The 21356-nt window shown below is 71.9% G+C and carries 19 protein-coding genes; 7 read left to right on the top strand and 12 right to left on the bottom strand.

What is annotated here, in order from left to right:
- Positions 1-52 precede the first annotated feature (52 nt).
- Positions 53-727: an alpha/beta fold hydrolase gene (locus Ato02nite_RS41965; protein WP_213012288.1), complete on the top strand. Its 675-nt coding sequence runs from the start codon at positions 53-55 to the stop codon at positions 725-727.
- Here the strand turns inward: Ato02nite_RS41965 and Ato02nite_RS41960 are convergent.
- Together Ato02nite_RS41960 and Ato02nite_RS41955 are read right to left on the bottom strand one after the other, a co-directional pair.
- Positions 696-1151, bottom strand: coding sequence for a hypothetical protein (locus Ato02nite_RS41960; protein WP_213012287.1), 456 nt, complete (start codon positions 1149-1151; stop codon positions 696-698). The genes Ato02nite_RS41965 and Ato02nite_RS41960 overlap by 32 nt on opposite strands.
- A 108-nt stretch (positions 1152-1259) precedes the next feature.
- Positions 1260-1751 (bottom strand): hypothetical protein, encoded by a 492-nt coding sequence (locus Ato02nite_RS41955; RefSeq protein WP_213012286.1) that lies wholly within the window; start codon positions 1749-1751, stop codon positions 1260-1262.
- Between the two features lie 132 nt (positions 1752-1883).
- On the opposite strand from Ato02nite_RS41955, the gene Ato02nite_RS41950 reads away from it, so the two are divergent.
- The 3 genes from Ato02nite_RS41950 to Ato02nite_RS41940 all read left to right on the top strand — a co-directional run bounded on the left by Ato02nite_RS41950 (position 1884) and on the right by Ato02nite_RS41940 (position 4039).
- Positions 1884-2960: a sensor histidine kinase gene (locus Ato02nite_RS41950; RefSeq protein WP_213012285.1), complete on the top strand. Its 1077-nt coding sequence runs from the start codon at positions 1884-1886 to the stop codon at positions 2958-2960.
- Positions 2957-3607, top strand: coding sequence for a response regulator transcription factor (locus Ato02nite_RS41945; protein ID WP_213012284.1), 651 nt, complete (start codon positions 2957-2959; stop codon positions 3605-3607). The genes Ato02nite_RS41950 and Ato02nite_RS41945 overlap by 4 nt, the downstream gene beginning before the upstream one ends.
- Before the next feature lie 81 nt (positions 3608-3688).
- Positions 3689-4039 (top strand): response regulator, encoded by a 351-nt coding sequence (locus tag Ato02nite_RS41940; RefSeq protein ID WP_213012283.1) that lies wholly within the window; start codon positions 3689-3691, stop codon positions 4037-4039.
- Between the two features lie 33 nt (positions 4040-4072).
- Here Ato02nite_RS41940 and Ato02nite_RS41935 read toward each other — a convergent pair whose 3' ends face one another.
- The 4 genes from Ato02nite_RS41935 to Ato02nite_RS41920 all read right to left on the bottom strand — a co-directional run bounded on the left by Ato02nite_RS41935 (position 4073) and on the right by Ato02nite_RS41920 (position 10941).
- Positions 4073-5299, bottom strand: coding sequence for a Clp protease N-terminal domain-containing protein (locus tag Ato02nite_RS41935; RefSeq protein WP_213012282.1), 1227 nt, complete (start codon positions 5297-5299; stop codon positions 4073-4075).
- Positions 5300-5553: 254 nt separating this feature from the next.
- Positions 5554-8076, bottom strand: a complete 2523-nt coding sequence (locus tag Ato02nite_RS41930) for a DNA gyrase/topoisomerase IV subunit A (protein ID WP_213012281.1) — start codon at positions 8074-8076, stop codon at positions 5554-5556.
- Between the two features lie 15 nt (positions 8077-8091).
- Positions 8092-10143, bottom strand: coding sequence for a DNA gyrase/topoisomerase IV subunit B (locus Ato02nite_RS41925; RefSeq protein WP_213012280.1), 2052 nt, complete (start codon positions 10141-10143; stop codon positions 8092-8094).
- Positions 10144-10311: 168 nt separating this feature from the next.
- Positions 10312-10941, bottom strand: coding sequence for an adenylate/guanylate cyclase domain-containing protein (locus Ato02nite_RS41920; protein WP_213012279.1), 630 nt, complete (start codon positions 10939-10941; stop codon positions 10312-10314).
- Positions 10942-11118: 177 nt separating this feature from the next.
- Here Ato02nite_RS41920 and Ato02nite_RS41915 point away from each other — a divergent pair, with 177 nt between their 5' ends.
- On the top strand, positions 11119-13935 hold the full coding sequence (locus Ato02nite_RS41915) for a helix-turn-helix transcriptional regulator (protein WP_213012278.1): 2817 nt from the start codon (positions 11119-11121) through the stop codon (positions 13933-13935).
- A gap of 156 nt (positions 13936-14091) precedes the next feature.
- Positions 14092-14868, top strand: coding sequence for a DUF5995 family protein (locus Ato02nite_RS41910; protein WP_213012277.1), 777 nt, complete (start codon positions 14092-14094; stop codon positions 14866-14868).
- 52 nt (positions 14869-14920) lie between these two features.
- Here the strand turns inward: Ato02nite_RS41910 and Ato02nite_RS41905 are convergent, their stop codons facing one another.
- The 6 genes from Ato02nite_RS41905 to Ato02nite_RS41880 form a co-directional block, all read right to left on the bottom strand.
- A complete protein-coding gene (locus Ato02nite_RS41905; RefSeq protein ID WP_213012276.1) occupies positions 14921-15394 on the bottom strand; it encodes a hypothetical protein in 474 nt (157 codons plus the stop codon).
- A gap of 35 nt (positions 15395-15429) precedes the next feature.
- Complete coding sequence (locus Ato02nite_RS41900; RefSeq protein ID WP_213012275.1) at positions 15430-16776, bottom strand: HAMP domain-containing sensor histidine kinase; 1347 nt, start codon at positions 16774-16776, stop codon at positions 15430-15432.
- Positions 16769-17452, bottom strand: coding sequence for a response regulator transcription factor (locus tag Ato02nite_RS41895; RefSeq protein ID WP_213012274.1), 684 nt, complete (start codon positions 17450-17452; stop codon positions 16769-16771). Before Ato02nite_RS41895 ends, Ato02nite_RS41900 begins: the two co-directional genes overlap by 8 nt.
- A gap of 18 nt (positions 17453-17470) precedes the next feature.
- The gene (locus Ato02nite_RS41890) at positions 17471-18664 is read right to left on the bottom strand and encodes an RNA polymerase sigma factor (RefSeq protein WP_213012294.1); all 1194 of its coding nucleotides are present in this window, start codon (positions 18662-18664) and stop codon (positions 17471-17473) included.
- 125 nt (positions 18665-18789) lie between these two features.
- On the bottom strand, positions 18790-19137 hold the full coding sequence (locus Ato02nite_RS41885; RefSeq protein ID WP_246608036.1) for a YciI family protein: 348 nt from the start codon (positions 19135-19137) through the stop codon (positions 18790-18792).
- A 120-nt stretch (positions 19138-19257) separates the two neighbouring features.
- Positions 19258-20556 carry an outer membrane protein assembly factor BamB family protein gene (locus Ato02nite_RS41880; RefSeq protein ID WP_213012272.1) on the bottom strand — a complete coding sequence of 433 codons (1299 nt, stop codon included), beginning with the start codon at positions 20554-20556 and terminating at the stop codon, positions 19258-19260.
- 490 nt (positions 20557-21046) lie between these two features.
- On the opposite strand from Ato02nite_RS41880, the gene Ato02nite_RS41875 reads away from it, so the two are divergent.
- Positions 21047-21356, top strand: a 310-nt coding sequence (locus tag Ato02nite_RS41875) for a discoidin domain-containing protein (RefSeq protein WP_246608034.1), incomplete at its 3' end; no start/stop codon positions are given.

Raw genomic sequence — 21356 nt, 5'->3', positions numbered from 1 at the left:
GTACACGCTACATCAGCTTGTTGATATCAACATATTGAGATAGCGTGCCGACATGACCTTCCTCCTGCTGCACGGCGGCGCGGGCCCGGCCTCGGTCGCCGCCTTCGCCGGCCGACTGACCGACGTGATCGCGCCGGCCCACCCCGGCTTCGACGGCACCCCGCGCCCCACCGGCCTGACCACGATCCGCGGCCTGGCCGAGCACTACGCGGATTTCCTCGACGATCGCGACCTGACCGGCGTGACCCTCATCGGCAACTCGATCGGCGGCTGGATCGCCGCCGAACTGGCCCTGCTGCGACCGGGCCGGGTGGCCCGCCTCGTCCTCGTCGACGCGGTCGGCATCGAGGTCCCGGGCCACCCGGTGGCCGATTTCTTCAGCCTCTCCCCCGCCGAGATCGCCGCGTTGAGCTGGGCCGACCCGTCCCGCTTCAGCCCGCCACCAGCAAACCCGGAAAACCGCAAGACCCTCCAGGTGTACGCCGGTGAGCACTCCTTCACCGACCCGTCCCTGCGCGCGCGTCTGGCCGACATCAAGGTTCCGACCCTGGTCGTCTGGGGCGAGGCCGACGGGATCGCCGACGTCGAGTACGGCCGGGCGTTCGCCGCCGCCATCCCCGGAGCCGAGTTCCGGTCCCTCCCCGACACCGGCCACCTGCCCCAGCTCGAGTCCCCCGACCGGCTGCTGTCGGCCATCACGACCTGGTGTTCAGAAAGCCGAGAATGACCGCCGTCCACCAGGCCAGCTGCGAGACGCCGGTGGCGGCGACCGCCCGCACGAGCGGCCGGACCGGCGGGTCCGGCCACCGGGAGAGCTCCGGCAGGAGCCGGGCGGCGTAGACCCCGTTGATCCCGACGACCAGGACGGCCACCGCCTTCGGTGCGACCGGCGGGCCGAGGAACAGGCCGGTGGCGAGCAGCCCGGCGAAGCCCAGCCAGGTCGGCACATGAGCACCCCGGGCGGTGCGCAGCACGTCGGTGAGCGGGCGGCGGCCGGTCAGCCACAGCAGCCCGAACCAGTCGACCAGCAGCACCGCCCCGAAGCCGACCACCACCGACATCAGGTGCCCGAACAGCGCGATCCCGTGCACCAGCTCGGACGGCTCCTGCCGCGGCGCGGCCAGGATCACCGCGATCCAGCACAGCACCACGGCCGCACCCCGCCACGCCGGGACGGCGGGACGGCGGTGCCGACCGGCTTCGCTGACCACGCATAGGGAGACGGCGGACAGCGCCCCGGAAAACAGAAACTGGTCGGTCTATCCCGGGCTTTGCCGGCGCATCCGGCCCCACGGTTTGTAGACCGACAGCACGGTGGCCAGGCTCAGCGCGGTCAGGGACACGATCGGGGGCATGAACAGGCTGGTGGGGCCGATGACGGCGGGCGTTCCGGCGGCGACGGCCACGCCGTACGCGGTGACCACCGGCATCGAGGGCCGCAGTGCGACCAGGATGAGCGTGCACAGGCCGACGTTGAGGACGAGCTTGACGACCACCCAGCGGTAGCGGAACAGTCGCCATTTCGTGCCGAGGCCGAGCACCACCCCGGTGACCAGGCAGACCAGCCCGGAGGTGAGCATCGGCCACCACACGAACGTGCCGAGCGCCTGGTAGGCCAGCCCGCGCCGGCTCTCGTTGCCGCCGAGCATGCCGATCGCGACCAGCACCGCCACCAGGACGTCGATGCCGATCCAGGCGCCCGCCGACAGGATGTGCAGCACCAGCCAGAACTTCCGGGCCCTCACTCTCATGACCTCAGCCTGGCGGCCGGGCGGCTCCCGATCGTCGGCCCGCGAGCGGCTCCGCGTCTACGCTCGCCGACGTACGCGGGATACGCCCGGGCGGGGATGCGCCGGGCCGCCCGGGTGCGGGATCGTGGCGGCATGCACCTTCGTGCCGCGGCCGTGCCCGCCGCGCTGGTCACCGTCGGGCTGGTCACGCTGCCGCTGATCGACCGTTACTCCGCCGTGGACCGGCCGGTCGACGGCCTGGCCGCCACCCTGGTCGTGACGGTCGCTGCGATGCCGGCGCTGCGCCGCCGATGGCCGGCGCCCGCGCTGCTCGCGGCGGCCTCCGGCGCCTCCGCCTACCTGATCATCGGATATCCGTACGGGCCGATCCTGCTCCCGGTCGCCATCTGCGTGTACGCCGTGGCCCGCGGGCGCAACCCGCGACGGGCGGCCGTCTGGGCGGTGCCGGCGCTGATCCTGCTGCTCGGCCACGTCCTGGTCGGCGGGGCCGGACCGGGGGTCGCCGGGCTGATCCCCGGCACCGCGTGGGTGATCGTGCCGTTCACCCTCGGGGCGGCCCGCCGGCTGGTGGTCGAGGCGCAGCAGCGGGAACGGGCCGAGGCCGAGCGCCGCATCGTCGACGCCGAGCGGCTGCGGCTCGCCCAGGAGGTGCACGACGTCGTCGGGCACGGTCTCGCGGCGATCCAGATGCAGGCCGACATCGCGCTGCACCTGCGGGCCACCCGGCCGGCGATGGCCCACGAGGCGCTGGCGGCGATCAGTGCGGCCAGCGCCGAGGCTCTCGACGAGCTGCGCGTCACACTGGCCGCCATCACTCCGGGTGACCGGGCGCCGGCGGCCGGCCTGGCTCGGGTGGGCGACCTCTGCGAGCGGGTGCGGACCGCCGGGGTCGCCGTGGACCTCGCCGTGGAGGGCGAACCGCACCCGCTGCCGGCCGCCGCCGACCTGGCCGCCTACCGGGTCGTGCAGGAGGCGCTCACCAACGTCGTGAAGCACTCGCCGCACCCGCGGGCGCGGGTGGCCATCCACCACCGCCCGCGCGGCGTCGACCTGCGGATCACCAATCAGACCTGGGACACCGCGCACGCCGACGGTTTCGGCATCACCGGGATGCGCCGCCGGGTCGAGCACCTCGGCGGTTGTTTCGCGGCCGGCCCCGCGCCGGGCGTGTTCACGGTGACCGCCACCATCCCCCGGGAGCTGCCGTGATCACCGTGCTGCTCGCCGACGACCAGGATCTCGTACGCCTCGGGCTGTGCGCGCTCTTCGACAACGAGGACGGGTTCGCCGTCGCCGCCCAGGCCGCCGACGGGCTGGCCGCCGTGGAAGAGGCCCGGCGCACCCGGCCCGACGTCGTGCTGATGGACATCCGGATGCCCGGCATCGACGGCCTAGAGGCGACCCGCCGGATCGTCGCCGACCCGGAGCTGTCCGGCACCCGGGTCCTCGTGCTGACCACCTTCGAGCGGGACGAGTACGTGTTCGACGCGCTCCGGATGGGTGCCAGCGGCTTCCTGCTCAAGAACACCAAGCCGGCACTGCTGCTGGAGGCGGTCCGCACGGTGGCCGACGGCGGCGCGCTGCTGGCGCCGTCGGTGACCAAGACGCTGATCCGCGAGTTCACCGGCCTGGCGCCCCGGCCGGCCACGCCGCACCCGCACCTGGGCCGGCTCACCGACCGCGAGCGGGAGATCGTCGCCCTGGTGGCCCGCGGCCTGAGCAACCACGAGATCGCCGCGCAGCTGGTCGTCAGCCCGGCGACCGCCCGCACCCACGTGAGCCGCTCGATGATCAAGCTCGGCGCCCGGGATCGCGCGCAGTTGGTCGTCTTCGCCTACCAGTCCGGCCTCGCCTGACCCCGAGATGGCGTAGCCTCCGGAGAGAGAAGAGACCGTTTCGTGGCGGATCGAGGGATTATGCCCCAACCTACGATTCTCGTGGTTGATGACGATGCCGACATCCTGGAAACCACCATGTACGCCCTGCGCAAGCGGGGTTTCGACGTCTACGGCGCCAGCAGCGGCCCGGCGGCCGTGGAGCTCTGCCACCAGCGTCAGGGCGAGATCAGCGCAGTCGTCGCCGACCTCTCCCTCCCCGGCGAGAGCACCCGCTTCACCCACACCATCGCCGGCTCGTTCCCGAACATCAAGATCGTCTACGCCACCGGGATTCCACGGCACATCGCGCTGTCCACCGGCCTGGTGCCCCCGGACGCGCCCTACCTGCAGAAACCGGTCGACGCCGACCTCCTGGCCAGCGTCCTGCGCGGCGAGCTCGCCTCGGCCTAGTCTCCGCACCTCGGACGGCTGCCCACCACGACATCACGGTGCCGGCCAGGCGGGCGGTGCGGCGCGCAGGTCGTTCTCGACCTGGTCGCGGATCGCGGCCGGGTCGGCGCCGAGCTCGCGCAGGACGGCGGCCGCCTCGCCGGTGCCGTTCTCGAGGAGCGCGAGCAGCAGGTGGCCGGTGCCGGTGTCGGGGTGCCGGTGGGCCAGGGAGAGTTCCCGGGCGCGGGCGTGGGCGGCGATCGTTTCGGCACTGTCGAAGGGGTCGCCGGGCCGCAGCGCCTCGAGCTGTTCGGTGAGCAGCTCGGCCGGCGGGTCCGCCGGTGCGGCCCGGAGCGCGACCGCCTCGCCCAGGCGGCCGGCATCGACCCCGTGGGCACGCAGGACGGAAGCGGCCCGGTTGCGGCTCGAGTGGTGGGCGGGCACCGGGATCCGGGCCGCCGTCAGGGTGGCGTCGAGGACCAGGATCGCGAGCAGGGTGTGTGCGGGACCGACCACCCCGTGGCCGGCTCGGACCGCCTGCCGCCGGGCCTCCGGTCCCACCGCGGCCAGCAGCGGCCCGGTGCGGGCGAGCCGGGCCACCCGCGCGAAGAACCGGCCCGCGAGACGGTCGAGCAACCGCCCCGACCTGGGCCACATCGCCACCCGCGCCTCGTCGAACTCCGGATAGGGCGGGTCGGGCCGGCGCCGGGCCGGCTCCCCGCTCAACTGCTGGACGGCGGCCACCCGCGCGGGCTCGTCCGGGCACACGAAGCGGGTGCCGTCGCAGTCCGGTTCGCTCAGCATGGCGTAACCGAAATGGACCGGGCCGGCGAACGGCATTCCGCTGTCCCGGGCGGCGACCAGCGTGCCGGCCAGCACCGCCCGGGCCGGTCCGGTCCAGCGCGGCCAGGTGTCCCAGGAGTCCACAGCCGACTCCTTCACCGACCAGAAATGGCCCGCCGAACGGCGAACGCGCCACTCGACCTCCCGGAGGACGGCCCGCAACTCCGGGTCGAACTCGCTGAGCGGCGCGGCGTCGCCCTCGGTCTGCAGGGCCGAGATCCGGTCCAGGTGGGCGGCCAGCGGGATCAGCCGGGGTCGCGCGCCCGCCAGCAGCCACGGCGGCGTCCGCCTCTCGAACATCACGACGTGAACCAGCAGGTCGAGGGTGCCGACGGCGGCCGCCCGATGCCGGACCGCCTCGACGTAGGCCCGCTTGAGCGCCTGCACGAGCACATCCCCGAACGCGACGAACGGCGGTCGCATCCCGTCTGTCGGCATGTACCCTCCCGGCCTCGCGGTCGTCCCCTCTCGACGATACGAACCCGCACGAACCCCGAGGCGCGGTGCTGCGAAGGAGTTGGCGGCGGTCGGCGCGTTTCCGCCGGGCCCGCCCGGCGCGGGCGCGCGGAGAGTGAGTTTCGCTCAGGGGGAACCGAGTGCCACTGGGCCGGTCGCACGGCGTACGGGGAAAGGAAGCGTAAGAAAACAACCCCGCCGCGAGCGACGGGGTTGCATCGGGGATGGCCGGGGAATCAGCCTCGTTCGATCAGGTGGCCGACTATCTGCGGGCCCATGATCACCGCCGTGCCTGAGCCGTCGCGGCGGGTGTCGGGGTCAGGGAGCTCGACCGGGTCGCCGGTGCTGCTGGCGCCGACCGGGCGTGGGCCGACCCAGGCCACCGCGAGGCGGGTCTCGCCCTTCAGGAAGCGCTGCACTCGTACGCCGCCGGTGGCGCGGCCCTTCGCCGGGTACTGCGCGAACGGGGTCACCTTCACCTGGGTGCCGGTGGAGGTCACCACCATCGGTTCGCCGTGGACGGTGTCGGCGGTGACCACGACGTTGAAGGTGAGCACCTCGGCGTCGGCGGTCAGGCTGATGCCGGCCATGCCGCCGCCCTTGAGGCCCTGCGGCCGGACCAGTTTGGCCGGGAAGCGCAGCATCGACGCGTCGGACGTGACGAACGCCAGGGTCTCGTTGCCGTCGGTGAGCCAGGTGGCCTGCAGGACCTCGTCGCCGTCCTTGAGGGTGATCACCTCGAACTCGTCGGAGCGGACCGGCCACTCGGGCGCGCACACCTTGACAACGCCGTGCTTGGTGCCCATCGCGATGCCGGGGCCCTTGTCGTCGGTCAGCGGGGCCAGGCCGACGACCTTCTCGCCCTTCTCCAGCGGGACCAGCTCGGCCGCGGACATGCCGCCGCGCACCGACACCGTGCCGGACTGCTCGGGCAGCACCGGCAGCGGCAGCACGTCGGTCTTGAAGGCCCGGCCCCGGTTGGTGATCAGCAGGATGCGGCCGCGGGCGGTCGAGTGGATCACCGCGCGGACCGCGTCGTGCTTGACCCGGCCGGAGCGGCGGCGACCCTCGGTGGCCTCCTCGCTCTCGGCGGCGGTGCGGGCGATCAGGCCGGTCGCCGACAGGATCACCTGGCACGGGTCGTCGGCGACCTCGAGCGGGCCGGCCGGGACGGACGCCGCGAGGACCTCCTTGAGATCGCCGTCGATCAGCGTGGTGCGCCGGGGCGTGCCGAACTCGGAGGCCACCTCGGCCAGCTCGTCGGAGACGACCTGCTTCAGTACGTCCTCGTTGTCGAGGATGCGGGACAGCTCGGCGATCTCGTTGCGCAGGCGCTCCTGCTCGGTCTCCAGCTCGATGCGGTCGAAGCGGGTGAGCCGGCGCAGCGGGGTGTCCAGGATGTAGGTCGCCTGGATGTCGGAGAGCGAGAACTCGCTCATCAGGGACGCCTTGGCGGCCGCCGCGTCGTCGCTGCCCCGGATGATGGCGACCACCCGGTCGATGTCGATCAGGGCGATGAGCAGGCCGTCGACCAGGTGCAGGCGGTCCTGGCGCTTGGTGCGGCGGAACAGGGTGCGCCGGGTGACCACGTCGTAGCGGTGGTTGACGAAGACCTCGAGCAGCGGCTTGAGGCCCAGCGTCTGCGGCTGGCCGTCGAGCAGCACCAGGTTGTTGATGCCGAACGACGACTCCAGCGGGGTGAGCCGGTAGAGGTCGGCCAGCAGGGCCTGCGGGTTGACGCCGACCTTGCACTCGATGACCAGCCGGGTGCCGTGCTCGCGGTCGGTGAGGTCCTTGACGTCGGCGATGCCGGCCAGCCGGGCCGCCTGGCGCTGGCCGCGCCGCGGGCCGGAGGTGATCAGCTTGCCCTTCACCTCGTCGGTGATCGCCTCGATGATCTTCTCGGTGCCGATGCCGTAGGGCAGCTCGGTGACCGTGATGGCCTGCCGGCCGCGCCCGCCCTCGAGCAGGCCGGTCTGCGCCTTGGCCCGCATGCGGACCACGCCGCGGCCGGTCTCGTAGGCGCGCCGGACCTCGTCGAGGCCGAGCAGCTGGCCGCCGGTGGGCAGGTCGGGACCGGGCACGAAGCGCATCAGCTCGTCGAGCGACGCGTCGGGGCTGGTGATCAGGTGCCGGGCGGCCGCCACGACCTCGCCGAGGTTGTGCGGGATCATGTTGGTGGCCATTCCGACCGCGATGCCGGACGTGCCGTTGACCAGCAGGTTGGGGAAGGCGGCGGGCAGCACCCGGGGCTCGACGTCGGAGCCGTCGTAGGTGGACTTGAAGTCGACCGTGCCCTCGCCCAGCTCGCCGACCAGCAGCATCGCCTCGCGCGACATCCGGGCTTCGGTGTAACGCGCTGCGGCCGGTCCGTCGTCGGGGCTTCCAAAATTGCCGTGGCCGTCGATCAGCGGGGCGTTGAGCGAGAAGTCCTGGGCGAGCCGGACCAGGGCGTCGTAGATCGCGACGTCGCCGTGCGGGTGGTACTTACCCATCACGTCACCGACGACTCGGGCCGATTTAACGTAGCCCCGGTCGGGGCGGTGGCCCTGCTCGGACATCGACCACAGGATGCGGCGGTGCACCGGCTTGAGGCCGTCCCGCGCGTCCGGCAGGGCGCGTGAGTGGATCACCGAATAGGCGTACTCGAGGTAGGAGTCCTCCACCTCGGTGGTCAGCGGGTTGTCGATGACGTGGGCGCCGGCCTGGTCGAAAGCGGACAGGTCGACGCGGTTGTCGGTGTTCTTGCGGCGTGCCATGAAAACAGCGACCTCTCAGGCGTCGATCGTCTCCTGATCGATGCGGCCCGCCGCCTCGATCAGCCAGTTCTTCCGGGGTTCGACCCGCTCACCCATCAGCAGCTCGAGGGTCTCCTCGGCCCGCTCGACATCCAGCAGCGTGATGCGCCGGACCGTGCGGGTCGCCGGGTTCATCGTGGTGTCCCACAGCTCGTCGGCGTCCATCTCACCGAGACCCTTGAACCGGGGCACCGGCCGCTGCACGGACTTTCCGGAACTCTCCAGCCGGGTGACCGTGGACTCCATCTCCTGCTGCGTGTAGGTGAAGATCGTCTCGGAGTTGCGGCCCTTGGTGACGACCTTGTGCAGCGGGGGCATCGCGGCGAACAGCCGGCCCTCCTCGATCACCGGTCGCATGTACTTCGCGAACAGGGTGATCAGCAGGGTGCGGATGTGCGAGCCGTCGACGTCGGCGTCCGCCATGATCATGACGCGGCCGTAGCGCATCGAGGCCAGCTCGAACGTGCGCCCCGAACCGGCCCCGAGCACCTGCACGATCGCCGAGCACTCGGCGTTGTCGAGCACCTGCTGCAGGGACGCTTTCTGCACGTTGAGGATCTTGCCGCGGATCGGCAGCAGCGCCTGGTATTCCGAGGAGCGGGCCATCCGGGCGGTGCCGAGAGCACTGTCGCCCTCGACGATGTAGAGCTCGGAGCGGGCGATGCCGGTGGCCCGGCAGTCGACCAGCTTGGGCGGCATCGACGCGCCCTCGAGGGCGGTCTTGCGGCGGGCCGCGTCCTTCTGCTGTTTCTGGGTCAGCCGGACCCGGGCCGCGTCGACGACCTTCTGCAGGACGGTGCGGGCCTCGGCCTTCGTCTTGCGGCCGTCGACCCACTCCTTGATGTACGCCTCGATCAGGCTCTGCACCACCCGGGTGACGCCGGCGGTGGAGAGCTCGTCCTTGGTCTGCGAGGTGAACTGCGGCTCGGGGACGCGCACGTGGATGACCGCGGTCATGCCCTCGAGCAGGTCGTCGAGGACCGGCGGGTCTTCCTTGGGGCGCAGCAGGCCGCGGGTGTTGCGGATCGCGTCGGTGAGCGCCCGGACCAGGGCCCGCTCGAAACCCTTACGGTGCGTGCCGCCGTGCGCGTTACGGATCGTGTTGGTGAAGCACTCCACGGTGCGCTCGTAGCCGGTGCCCCAGCGGAACGCGACCTCGATCTCGGCCCGGCGCTCGACGTTGGACTGCATCACACCGTTGGCGTCGGCGGCATTCTCCTTGTAGGTGCCCTCGCCGTTCACCATCAGGATGCCGGAGACCGGCTTGTCGCCGGCGTGGGTGAGGAACTCCACCATGTCGGTGAGACCGTGCGGGTAGTGGAAGGTCTCGGTGGTGACCTCCTCGGCGTTCAGGTCGCGCAAGGTGTACATCACGCCGGGGACCAGGAACGCCGTGTTGCGCAGCTTGGCCCGCACCGAGTCGGCGTCGAGCCGCGCGCCGGTCTCGAAGTAACGGGCGTCGTACCAATACCGGATCGACGTGCCGGTCGGCTCGCCGCGCTTCATCTTCCGCACGACCCGCAGGCCGGACTCGGGGGTGAAGCGGGCGGTCGGCCCCGGGCCGTCGAAGACGCCGGGCTGGCCGCGGTGGAAGGACAGCTCGTGGACCTTGCCGGCCCGCTTGACGGTCACGTCGAAACGCAGCGACAGGGCGTTGACCGCGGAGGCGCCGACGCCGTGCAGGCCGCCGGAGGTCTTGTAGCCGGAGCCGCCGAACTTGCCGCCGGCGTGCAGCCGGGTCAGCACCAGCTCGACGCCGTTGAGGCCGGACTTGGCGTTGATGTCGGTCGGGATGCCCCGGCCGTCGTCGTCGACCTGGACCGAACCGTCGGCGTGCAGGATCACCGCCACGTTGGTGGCGTGGCCCGCGACACCCTCGTCGGTGCAGTTGTCGATGATCTCGTTGGCGAGGTGGTTGACGCCGCGGCTGTCGGTCGAGCCGATATACATGCCCGGGCGCTTGCGGACGGCATCCAGCCCTTCGAGGTGCGTGAGGTCGTCAGCCCCGTACAGGATTTCCGCGGTCACGAGGTGGCACTCCCGATCGGCCCTAGGTGGTCAAGACGCGGCGAGCCTACCGGGAGCCTCCGACAATCTCCCTTCAACACCGCCTGAGCCACCCTCACGATCGTGCGAGAACACACGGCGGAGGTGGGCGCCGATGCCCTGGTCGGCGCCCACCCTTGCAGACGCCGGTTACTCGGCGCCCACCCCGCAGAGCTGCCCCACGCCGGCCGGGACCCGCTGCGGCTGCAGCGCACGCCACAGGTCGAGCGGGTACGGCTTGCCGGCCACCCGGACCGGCGGCAGCTCCTGATAAGCGATCAACTCATCGGTGACCGCCTGGGTCGACGCGCACACCACGACCGTGTCGTGCGGCGCGTATGCCTGCAGACGCGCGGCCGTGCTGACCACGCTTCCGCTGACCATTCCGTGCCCGAACTCCCGGGCGGCCGCGACGTCGACGATCACGTCGCCGGTCGCGAGACCCACCCGGGTGCGGACGGCGAACCTGCCGGCCAGGAGTTGCCCCCTCAACGCCTCCTGGACCGACAGGCCCACCCGCACCGCCGAAGCGGCGGCTTCCGGCCCGAATCCCGGAGATCCGGTGCCGAAGACTGCCATCACTGCGTCCCCGACGTACTTCTCGATCACTCCGCCCCCCGCACGGACCACCTCACACACGGTCGCGAAGTAGTCACGCTGCAATGCGCGAACCACCGCACAGTCCAGGTCGTCGACTAGCGAGGTGAACCCCACGATGTCGATGAAGAGGACGGTTACGGTCTGACGCCGCTCCTGCTCCGCCATAGCGATTGCGGTCATGTCTCACGCTCCCCCAATTCCTTGCTTGCCCCGGGGAGAAACGGTGCCAGCCGCCGTCCACTTCTGGATCGTCAGAACGACGTATCTCTGACAGAGTTGCTCCCCGTCATTTTTGTGACGCAGAACAGACCGAACCGACGACAACGTGCTAGGTCGATTCGCACTAGGCTGCCCTTCATGGCCAGCGACGAGGGGGACGACGGTCCGCTTGTCGGTCGCACCGACACGCTTGCCGAGGTCCAGTCCGACCTGCGCAACGTCGGCCCGGGCGGCACTGCCGCGGTGTTCGTCACCGGCGAGAGTGGCGTCGGCAAGAGCCGGTTGTTGCGGGAGACCGCCCGGGCGATGAACGCCACGGGCGTTGCCGTGCTGTCCGGAACCTGTCTTGACATCGGCGATGCGTCCCCTTTGCACCCGGTTCTGCAGGCGTTACGACAGCTCGACCCGGAACTTCGGCAGATCGACCAACCGGACGATCCGGGCGCCCTGCTCGACCGGGTCTCCCGTGACCTGCGCACCGTGGCCGGTGACCGGCACCTGCTGCTCGTCCTCGACGATCTGCAGTGGGCCGACCGGAGCACCCGCCAGCTGCTGCTCTACCTGCTGGCCGGCCTCGGCGGCATCCGGCTGTCGGTGCTGGCGGCGGTGCGGGCCGAGGCCCTGCACGGCGCCCACCCGCTGCGCCGGGTGCTCGCCGAGCTGCGGCGACTGCGGTCCGTGCGGGTGGTCGACCTGTCCCCGCTCGACCAGGAGCAGACCCTCGAGCTGGTCAACGCGATCGCCGGCGGCGGCATCGAGCCGGAAGACTCCGACCGGGTCTTCAAGCGCTCCGGCGGCAACCCGTTCGTGGTCGAGGAGTTGGCCCGTGACCTGCGCGACGGCCGGATCGAGCTGTCCGACACGCTGCGCGAGATCTTCCTGTCCCGGGTGGACGAACTGCCGCCCAAGGCGCACGCGGTGGTGCACGCGGTCGCGGCCGGCGTCGAGCCGATCGAGCACTCCGTGCTGGCCCGGGTCACCAAACTGCCCGAGGACGAGCTGATCGACGCGATCCGGGCGGCCGTGGCCCACCGGTTCGTGGCCAGCACCGCCGAGGGCTACCGCCTGCGGCACCGGCTGGTCGCCGAGATCCTCGAGGCCGAGGTCCTGCCGGCCGAGGCCGCGGCCCTGCACCGCCGGTACGCGGAGGCGATGGAGGGCGGCGGGGCGGTCGATCACGCGCGGCTGGCGCACCATTGGCAGAAGGCCGGCGAGCCGGCCCGGGCACTGCCATCGGTGGTCGCGGCGGCGCGGTCGGCCGAGCAGATGTACGGCTTCACCGAGGCGCATCGCTACTGGTCACTGGCGCTCGACCTGATCGCCGGCGACGCACCGGAACGCACCGAGCTGCTCGCGCACGCGGCCGAGTCGGCCCACCTGTGCGGCGAGCACCAGCGCGCCCTGGCCCGGCTGGCCGAGCTGGCCGGCCGCCCGGACGCGCCGGGCCGCTGTGAGCTACACCTGCGCCGGGCCCGCTACCTCGCCGCGGCCGGCCGATCGGCCACCGCCGAGGTGGAATACGAGTTGGCCCTGCAGGCCCCCGACTGCGCGCCGAGGCAGCGCGCGTCGGCCGCCGCCTACCTCGCCGAGCTGCTGGTTCACCTGGGCCGGTACGCCGACGCCTACGAACGCGCGACCGAGGCCCTCGACCTGGCCGCCGAGAACGGCACCACCGCCGACCTGGTCCGGGCCAGCGCCGCGCTGGGCTTCAGCTCCGCGTTCCGGGAAGACCCGGACGCCGGTCTGGCCGTCATCCGGCAGGCCGTCGAGATCGCCGAGCGATCCGGGCACCCCGACGACATGGGCGTCGCCTACCTTCACCTGGCCGAGCTGCTGGCCGGCCCGCTGAACAACGTCGAGGAGGGGGTGCTGGTCGCCCGCCGCGGCGCGGAGCGGCTGGCCTCGCTCGGGGTCGGCCGCACCTATCAGACCCGCCTGCTCGCGATCGCCGGCAACGGCCTGTTCCGGGTCGGCCAGTGGGCCGAGGCCGACCAGGTGCTGGAGGCCGCGATGCGGCACCGGCCGTCCGGCGCCGACGCGGTCGAGCTGCTGCTGGCCCGGTGCCGGCTCTGGGTCGGTTTCGGCGACGTCGACGCCGCCCACCGCGACCTCGACGCGGTCGCCACCCTGCTCGCGGGCGGTGGCGCCCGGCACGTGCTGCCGATGCTGACGCTGCGCGCCGGCCTGGCGATGTGGCAGCGCCGGCACGCCCAGGCCCGGGCCGCCGTCCAGCGCGGACTCACCGAGACCCGCTCCGACGACCTGGTGCTGCTGGGTGTGCTGGCCTGGCACGGCCTGCGCGCCGAGGCCGAGGCGCTGACCGACGGGGAGCGGATCGACCCGGGTGCGATCCGGCGACTCAAGACGGTCGTCGAGCGGATGGCCGAGGGGGTCGGCACGGCCGCGACCCCGGTGCGCGCGGTCATCGACGGCTACATCGACCTGTGCAACGCCGAGATCAGCCGGATCGAGGAACGCCACGATCCGGAGCCGTGGCTGCGGGCCGCGGTGGCCTGGGACCGCCGTAGTCAGCCCTATCCGGCCGCCTACTCCCGGCTACGCCGGGCCGAGGCGGCGCTGACCCGCAAGACGCGCAAGGCCACCGCGGTGGTGGCTCTGCGGGAGGCGTACGCCACCACGATCGCGATGGGGGCACGCCCGCTCGCCGCCGAGATCGTCGCGACGGCGCACCGGTTCCGGGTGGCGCTGGCCGACGACACCGACACCGTCCCGATCAACCCGCCCGGCCCCGATCCGGACGATGAGCTGGGGGTTCTCACCCAGCGCGAGCGGGAGGTGCTGGCCGCGGTGGCCGAGGGACTGACCAACCGCGAGATCGGCGAGCGGCTGTTCATCTCGGAGCGCACGGTCGGCGTCCACGTCGGCCACATCTTCGACAAGCTTCAGGTACGCACGAGAGTGCAGGCCAGCCGGGTGTTCCTGACCGCGGCGTGACCTTTCCGTTATATGCGTACGCGGAATACGTAGATCTACCGATCCCTACGTACGTCGGCGATGGAAGGCTGACCGTACGGGGGAGCACCGGCCGGCGGCTACCGTCGCCGGCCGGTGCTGGGGGCCCTCCGTGTGGAGATTCACCTGGAGGAACCGATGACCCAGTCGGTCTGGGGACCGGTGCGGCAGGAGATGTCAGACCTGCTGCAATCGCACCCCGACGACGTACCCGCCGTGGTTGATCAGCTGACGAAGCTGCAGGACATCCTCGGCCGCGTGCCACCCCTGCTGGCCGAAAACCCGCTCTGTGACTTCAACAAGCTCTACCTGACGATCACCGAGGGTGTTCTCGAACGCCTCTACGGGGGGAAGTTCAAAGACCCGGCTTTTCTCTCGCGCCTCGACGTGGAGTTCGCGGCGCGCTACTTCGATGCTCTGCGCGCGTGGGCCGGCCCGGACACCAGTCCGCACTGCCCGCGCGTCTGGTCCGGGCTGTTCCAGCGCATTCCCGGTCCGGACTGCCGGCCGCTGCCGTCCGCCTGCGCGGGGGTGAACGCGCACATCAACTTCGACCTGCCGTTCGCCCTGGTGACCACGTTCGACCACCTGGGCACCGACCCGATCGACGACAGCGATCAGCACCATGACTACCTGCAGATCAACGAGATCTTCGCGGTGGCCATCCCCGGCCTGCGCCGCGGCTACCTGGACAAGTGGCAACTGCTCATCGACACGATGAACGGCAGCCTCGACGACTGGTGGCAGGGCGAGGCGGTGGAGTACACGCGGAACGTCGCGTGGCGCAACGCGCAGAAGCTGTGGGTCATGCGGCACGACATGTCCGCCACCGACAAGCAACGCGCTCATCTCGACCGGGTCGCGGCGCAGCTGGGGGGCCTGCTGCTCTCCCCGCTCGGCGAGTTCCTCCAGTAAGCCTTCCTCCAAGTGCCGCGGCCCGTCCCGGGGGAGACGGGCCGCGGCCCATCTACTTGATCGCGATCAGCCGGGCCGACGTGACATCGCCGTCCCTGGTTCCGGCGATGCCGATCTCGGTGCCGGTCTTCAGGGCCGAGCTCTCGACCTGCTTGCGGTCCTGCACGACCCGCAGCTTGTCGCCGAACTTCCAGGTCAGCGTGAATCCGTCGGCGGACTTCACGGACACGCTGTCCTTGTCGACGGCGGTCACCGAGCCGCGCTGCACCACGACGGTCTTGGCGCCGCTCTTCTTCGTCTGGATGACCACCTCGCCGTGCAGGGTGTTGCGGCGCAGGTATTTGCGGAGGGCCTTGCGCGGAGCATCGCCGGCCGATGCGTCCGCCGATGGGGTGTCCACCAGCCCGGTCTCGAAGCCGACCTGCTGAAGAGCAATGGCCTCATCCGAAACTGCCGCGGCCGGGGCGCCGCAGCCGGCCACGGCCAGCGCGCCGGTGAGGCCCAGGGCCAGAAGGGTTCGTCTCATGGGCGAAATCCTGCGCGCGCAACGGCAGGGCCCGGTCAGGACGATGTTCGGGCCGGGTAAGGAAGCTCCACGGTGAACATCGCGCCGCCCTCCGGGGCGTGCCCGGCACTGATCCGCCCGCCCAGCCGGGCCACCAGCCGCGCCGCCAGAGCCAGACCGAGACCGCTGCCGACCTTGCGGATGCCCCGGTAGCGGCGGTTCAGCGCCCCCCGCTCGAACGCCACCGCGAGGTCCTCGTCGGTGAAGCCGGGACCGCCGTCGCGCACCTCCAGCACCGCCGCGTCCGGGCCGGCCCGGACCGCCAGCACGAGCGGCGCACCACCCGGCACGACCCGCAGCGCGTTCTCGCACAGACCGTCGATCACCTGCCGGATCCGGCCCGGGTCGGTCTCCACCGTCAGCGGCCCGGCCGGCAACTCCACCCGCAGCAGCGGGCCGTCCGGTGCGCACCGGGACGCCCACGCCTCCCCCGCCGCCCGCACCAGGTCCACCAGGTCGACCGGGACGACGTCGAGCGGCAGGTCGGCCGCCTCCAACCGGGACAGGACCAGCAGGTCGGAGATCAGCCGGTCGAGGCGCTCGGACTCGGCGAGCATGGTGGCGCCGGCCTTCTCCGCGCCGTCGGGACCGACCACGCCGTCGGCCAGGGCCTCGGCGTACCCCCGGATCGTCGCCAACGGCGTACGCAACTCATGCGAGACCGACAGCAGGAAGTCGCGTTCCCGGCCCTCGCTGATCTGCAAGGCGGCAGCGAGATGGTTGATGGCGTCAGCCAGCTCGCCGGCCTCGGCCGGACCCCGGCGGGAGATGCGCACCGAGCGATCGCCCGCGGAGAGCTTGCCGGCGGCCGATGCCGCCAGGCGGATCGGCCGCGCGATGAAGCGCGCCAGCAGCGCGCCCGCCGCGATGCCGCCGGCCAGGCCGGCGAGCAGGGCGATCCAGATGCTGCCGAGTACGTTGCTCGCGGTGCCGTTGGCGACGCCGCGGGTGAGTACGACGCCGGCGTTGCGGCCGCTCAGCGGGCGGCCGACGATGAACGAGGGGCGGCCCCCGATCGGTGACCGGGTGTTGACCACCGTGCCCGCCGCGATCTGCTGCACCACCCGCTGCGGAAGCCCGGCCCGGTCGGCCACGCCGCGCCGGATCAGATAGACCTCGACGCCCTGATCGCGCAGGTCGGCGACGATGCCCTCGCGGGCGGCCGGGCGTTCGGTGGCCAGCAGCTCGACCGCGAGCTTGCTCTGCTCCACCAGCTGCGCGCGGGCCTGGGTGTTCACGCTGCGCACCGCGACCGGGATCGCCACCAGCGCCGTCACGATCACGGCGATCACCGCGGTGGCCGCCGTGACCAGCACGACCTGGCCGGTAAGGGTCCTACGCATCGGCGGTGTAGCCGACGCCGCGGACCGTGCGGATCAGTCCGGCCGCGGCGCCGAGCTTCGCCCGCACCTGCGCCACGTGCACGTCGACCGTGCGGGTGCCGGCGGCCGACGCGTACCCCCAGACGGTGGCCAGCAGCTCCTCCCGGGTGAACACCCGGCCCGGCCGGCCCAGCAGGTGGCCGAGCAGGTCGAACTCGGTCTGGGTCAGCGACAGCGGCACGCCGTCCACGGTGACCAGGCGGCGGGCCGGATCGAGGGCGACCGGCCCGAGCGTGCGCACCCGACCGCCGTCGGGCGGCCCGGCCGCGCGCCGCAGCAGCGTCCGGACCCGGGTGACCAGCTCGCGCGGGCTGAACGGCTTCGTCACGTAGTCGTCGGCGCCCATCTCCAGGCCGAGAATCCGGTCCACCTCATCGTCACGCGCGGTGAGGAAGATGACCGGCGTCCAGTCACCCTCCGCACGCATCTGCCGCACGATCTCGGTGCCCTCCAGGCCCGGCAGCGCGATGTCGAGGATGCAGGCGACCGGCTTGGTGCGGCGGACCGCCGCGAGGCCGGCGACACCGTCGTGCTCGACGTGCACGCCGAAACCGTCCCGGCTCAGGTAGAGCCGCACCAGGTCGGCGATCGGCCGCTCGTCCTCGACCACGAGGACCAGGCCCTTGGCGTCGGTCACCGGTTCATCATGCCCGTTTCATTGTTCGAGCAATGTAAGAGCTTTTCCCTCCAGATAGCGGCGCTCCGGGGCACTCGCGGTCAGCTTCGCGGCCCGGGCGAACGCGGCCTGTGCCTCCTGCCGGAAACCGGCCCGCTCCAGCAGGTGGGCGCGGACCGCCTCGACCCGGTGGTTGCCCTCCATCCGGGCGTCGCCGTCCAGGTCGGCGAGCACCGCCAGCCCGGCCAGCGGACCCTGCGCCCGGGCCACCGCGACGGCCCGGTTCAGCGTGACCACCGGCCCCGGCGAGATCCGCTCCAGGACCTCGTAGAGCGCCAGGATCTGCGCCCAGTCGGTCTCGGCGTCACTGGTCGCCTCGTCGTGCAGGGCCGCGATGGCCGCCTGGATCTGGTATGGGCCGAGCGGGCCGCGGCCCAGCGAGGCCGAGACCAGCGAGACCCCCTCGGTGATCTGCTCCTTGTTCCACAGCGAACGGTCCTGGCTGTCGAGCGGGATCAGGTTGCCGCCGCGGTCGGTCCGCGCCTTCGTCCGGGCGTCGGTCAGCAACATCAGCGCGAGCAGACCCTTGGTCTCGGTGTCGTCCGGCAGCAGCTTGTGCAGCATGCGGGCCAGCCGGATCGCCTCGGCGGTCAACTCGGCCCGCTGCAGCGCCGGGCCGCCGGACGCGGTGTAACCCTCATTGAAGATCAGGTAGAGCACCTGGCGGACCACGCGGAGACGTTCGCCGCGCTCCGCCTCCGGCGGAGATTCAAAACCACGCCCGCTCCGGCGGATCAACTGCTTGGCGCGGCTGATGCGCTGCGCCATCGTGCTTTCCGGTACGAGGAACGCCTGCGCGATCTCGGCGGTCGTCAAGCCGCCGACCGCCCGGAGCGTCAGCGCCAGCTGTGAGGGGCCGGACAGCGCCGGGTGGGCGCAGAGGAAGAGCAGGTCGAGGGTGTCGTCCCGGTCGGAGACGTCGGGGGTGGTGTCGCCCAGGGTCACGTCGACCTCGCGGCGGCGGCGGGCGTTCTCGCTGCGGAACTCGTCGATCAGCCGACGCGACGCCACCGAGGTCAGCCAGGCTCGCGGATTGTCGGGGATGCCCTCGCGCGGCCACTGGACGGAGGCGGCCAGGAGCGCTTCCTGCACGGCGTCCTCGGCCGAGTCGAACTGTCCGTAACGCCGGACCAGGACGCCGAGGACCTGCGGAGCAAGCTCTTTCAACAGCATCTCCGGCTCGGTCACGGCACCCCTCCCCCTGTCCTGCCGCCTGGTCGCCTGGTCGCCTGGTCGCCTGGTCGCCTTGTCGCCGTCGCGGAGCGGCGCCCGGGTGGGCGCCGTCTCCGGTCGACGGATCACACCTCCGGGGCCTCGCCGATCTTGCGCAGCTCCACCCGCTCCGCCCAGACAACCACCTTGCCGGCGAGCTCGACCGCTCGGGCCTCGTCCTTCACGTCGAAGATCCAGAAGCCGGCCAGGGCCTCCTTCGCCTCGGCGAACGGGCCGTCCGACACGACGACCTGGCCATCGACCAGGCTGACGGTCTTCGCCGTGGACGGGAAGTCCAGGCCCTCCGCCCCGACGAACTCACCGGACTTCTCCAGCTCGGCGTTGAAGTCGCCCATGAAGGCGATCATGTCGCGGACCCACTCGGGCGAACGGGCCTCCATCATGTCGGTGGCGTCCCCGAACATCATCAGCATGTACTTCACGTCGATCTCCTCGTTGCCGGTGCGACCGGGTGGCCGCCGTTCAGGGTGTGGTCGTAGCCCTCGACGCCCCTTCGACATCCTCGCCGAACTTTTTTCGCCGCCCGGCGGGGATCAGCGGACGGCGGTGACGGCGAGCGTATTGCCGCGTGGGCAGAGGAGGTAACCGGGCGTTCCCCGGCAGCCCTGCTCGACGATCCGCTCGACCGCGCCGAGCGCGGTCTGCCGGCCGGTGGCCAGGTCGAGGCGGTTCAGCACGGTGCGGTCGGGCGACGCCTTGGTGCCGCGGAGCAGGAGCAGCGAGCCGGCCCGGTCGACCGAGAACGCCTGCTGCCCGGCGAACGGGTGGCCGATGGTCCGGCCGGTGGCCGTATCCACCAGCACCGTCGTGGCCGAGGCCAGGTTGGCGGCCGCGGAGAGCAGCATGCGCCCGCCGCCGAGGTCCCACACGAAGTTCAGGTCGGTGCGCTGCCACATCTGCCGGCCGGTGGCGGGCTCGCGTGCGGTCACGCCCGGCGCGCCCGCCGTGCAGATCAGCGTGCCGCAGCCGGTGACGTAGCCGACCAGTTCGTCGGATCGCCACAGTGGGCGCAGGTCGGCGGAACGGTAGACGGTCGCGACGGTCTGCGCGGATGCCGTCCGCACCACCACCAGGTAGGGGTCGGCGGGGAAGAGGGTCGTGGCGTAGACCCCGTTCCACGGGATGCGACCACGGTGCCGCACCAGGCCGTCCGCATAGCCGTAGACCGTGGCGTCGCCGGTTCTGGTCACCGTGACGATGGCGTCGGCGAGAGTGGTCCACTGCTCGGCCGGCGCGATCGCGCGCCGCCACACCTGGTGGCCGTCGCGCAGCCGCACCAGGCGTAGCCCGGTCGTCGTACCGGACTCGTCCGTCTCGGCCAGCAGGGCGGCACCGCCGGCCACCGACGGGAAGGCGTCGCCGTCCGACTGCCACAGCTGCCGGCCGGTTGCCGCGTCGAGCGCGATCGTGCCGCGGGCCGACCGCGGGCCGGCCGGCTCGCTCCGCCTGATCGGCGCGGGGGTGGTGGGCACCAGCAGTACGCCGCCAGCCTCGCGCACGCCGGAATCGGCGACCCGGGCGCCGGTCGGCGTGCTCCACCGGGGCTGGCCGGTGGCCAGGTCAACGGCGGTCACCGCGCGCGACCCGGCGGGGCCGGCCCGGTTCAGGTACGCCGTCCGGCCGTCCACCGCCATGGTGTCGCCCGGCTGGAACCCGACCGCCCAGAGCGGGCGGACCCGGGACGGTGCCGCCGGCGCGGAGCCGGCCATGGCGACCAGACCGGCCACGGTGAGCACGGCCAGGGCCAGCCGGCGCAGCCGTGGCAGGTTCACCGGGGCGGCCCCCGGTTCGGCGGCCGCATCCGCGAGGTCGCCAAGGTCGATCACCGTCATCAGCCGACCGCCGTCACCGGGAGTTGTCCTGCACCTGGTTGGCAACATAGCTCGGCGCTCCGAGCAGCGGTAAGCCGCCGGCGGTTGTCGGTTTCGGGCCGTGCCGAGCGGCTGCTCACAGATCGGGCCGGGGGTGGCACCCCACCTGGATCCCTGCTGCCCCGTGGCCTGATCCGGTGGCCGCCGTTCGGCACGACTCGAAACTCGACAACATGTTTGTCGGATGGCCGGCGACGGGGTGCAATCGCCGCCGGCCACCTGGTTGGAAAGCGCTCTCCAATCAAGGACCACCGTGTGCCATTTCTGGCACCTCCGTCAAGAGGGTGTGGGGTTTTGTGGGGATTGTGGAGCTGTGGCGGGCAGGGATCCGGGGTTGGTATTGACACGCCGGAAAGGGCGGCGTAACACTTCGCGCTAGGACGGAGAGCGCTTTCCCCGAGCGCTCGGCATTTTCCCCGGTGCCATGGCCGCTCTATCCCCTGGAGTTCGTGTGAATACGGCTTCCTCGTCGCCCCGGCTTGCCTGGCGACGTCTTGTCCCCATCGTCGTGGCGGCGCTGGTCGTCGCCTATCTCGCCGTTGCGCAGCTTGGCGCGCACGCGGCCGACACCCTGCTCTCGCAGGGCAAACCCACCACCGCCTCCTCCCAGGAGGGGGCCGATGTCGCGGCCGGCAACGCCACCGACGGCAACGCCGGCACCCGCTGGGCCAGCCAGTTCAGCGATCCGCAGTGGATCCGCGTCGATCTGGGCGCCACCTCGGCGATCACCTCCGTGGTGTTGCAGTGGGAGAGCGCCTACG

It is taken from the genome of Paractinoplanes toevensis, assembly GCF_018332695.1.
In the GTDB taxonomy this organism is placed as follows: domain Bacteria; phylum Actinomycetota; class Actinomycetes; order Mycobacteriales; family Micromonosporaceae; genus Actinoplanes; species Actinoplanes toevensis.
The sequence above is the reverse complement of the archived record's forward strand: the minus strand, read 5'-3'. Positions and strand labels throughout refer to the sequence as shown.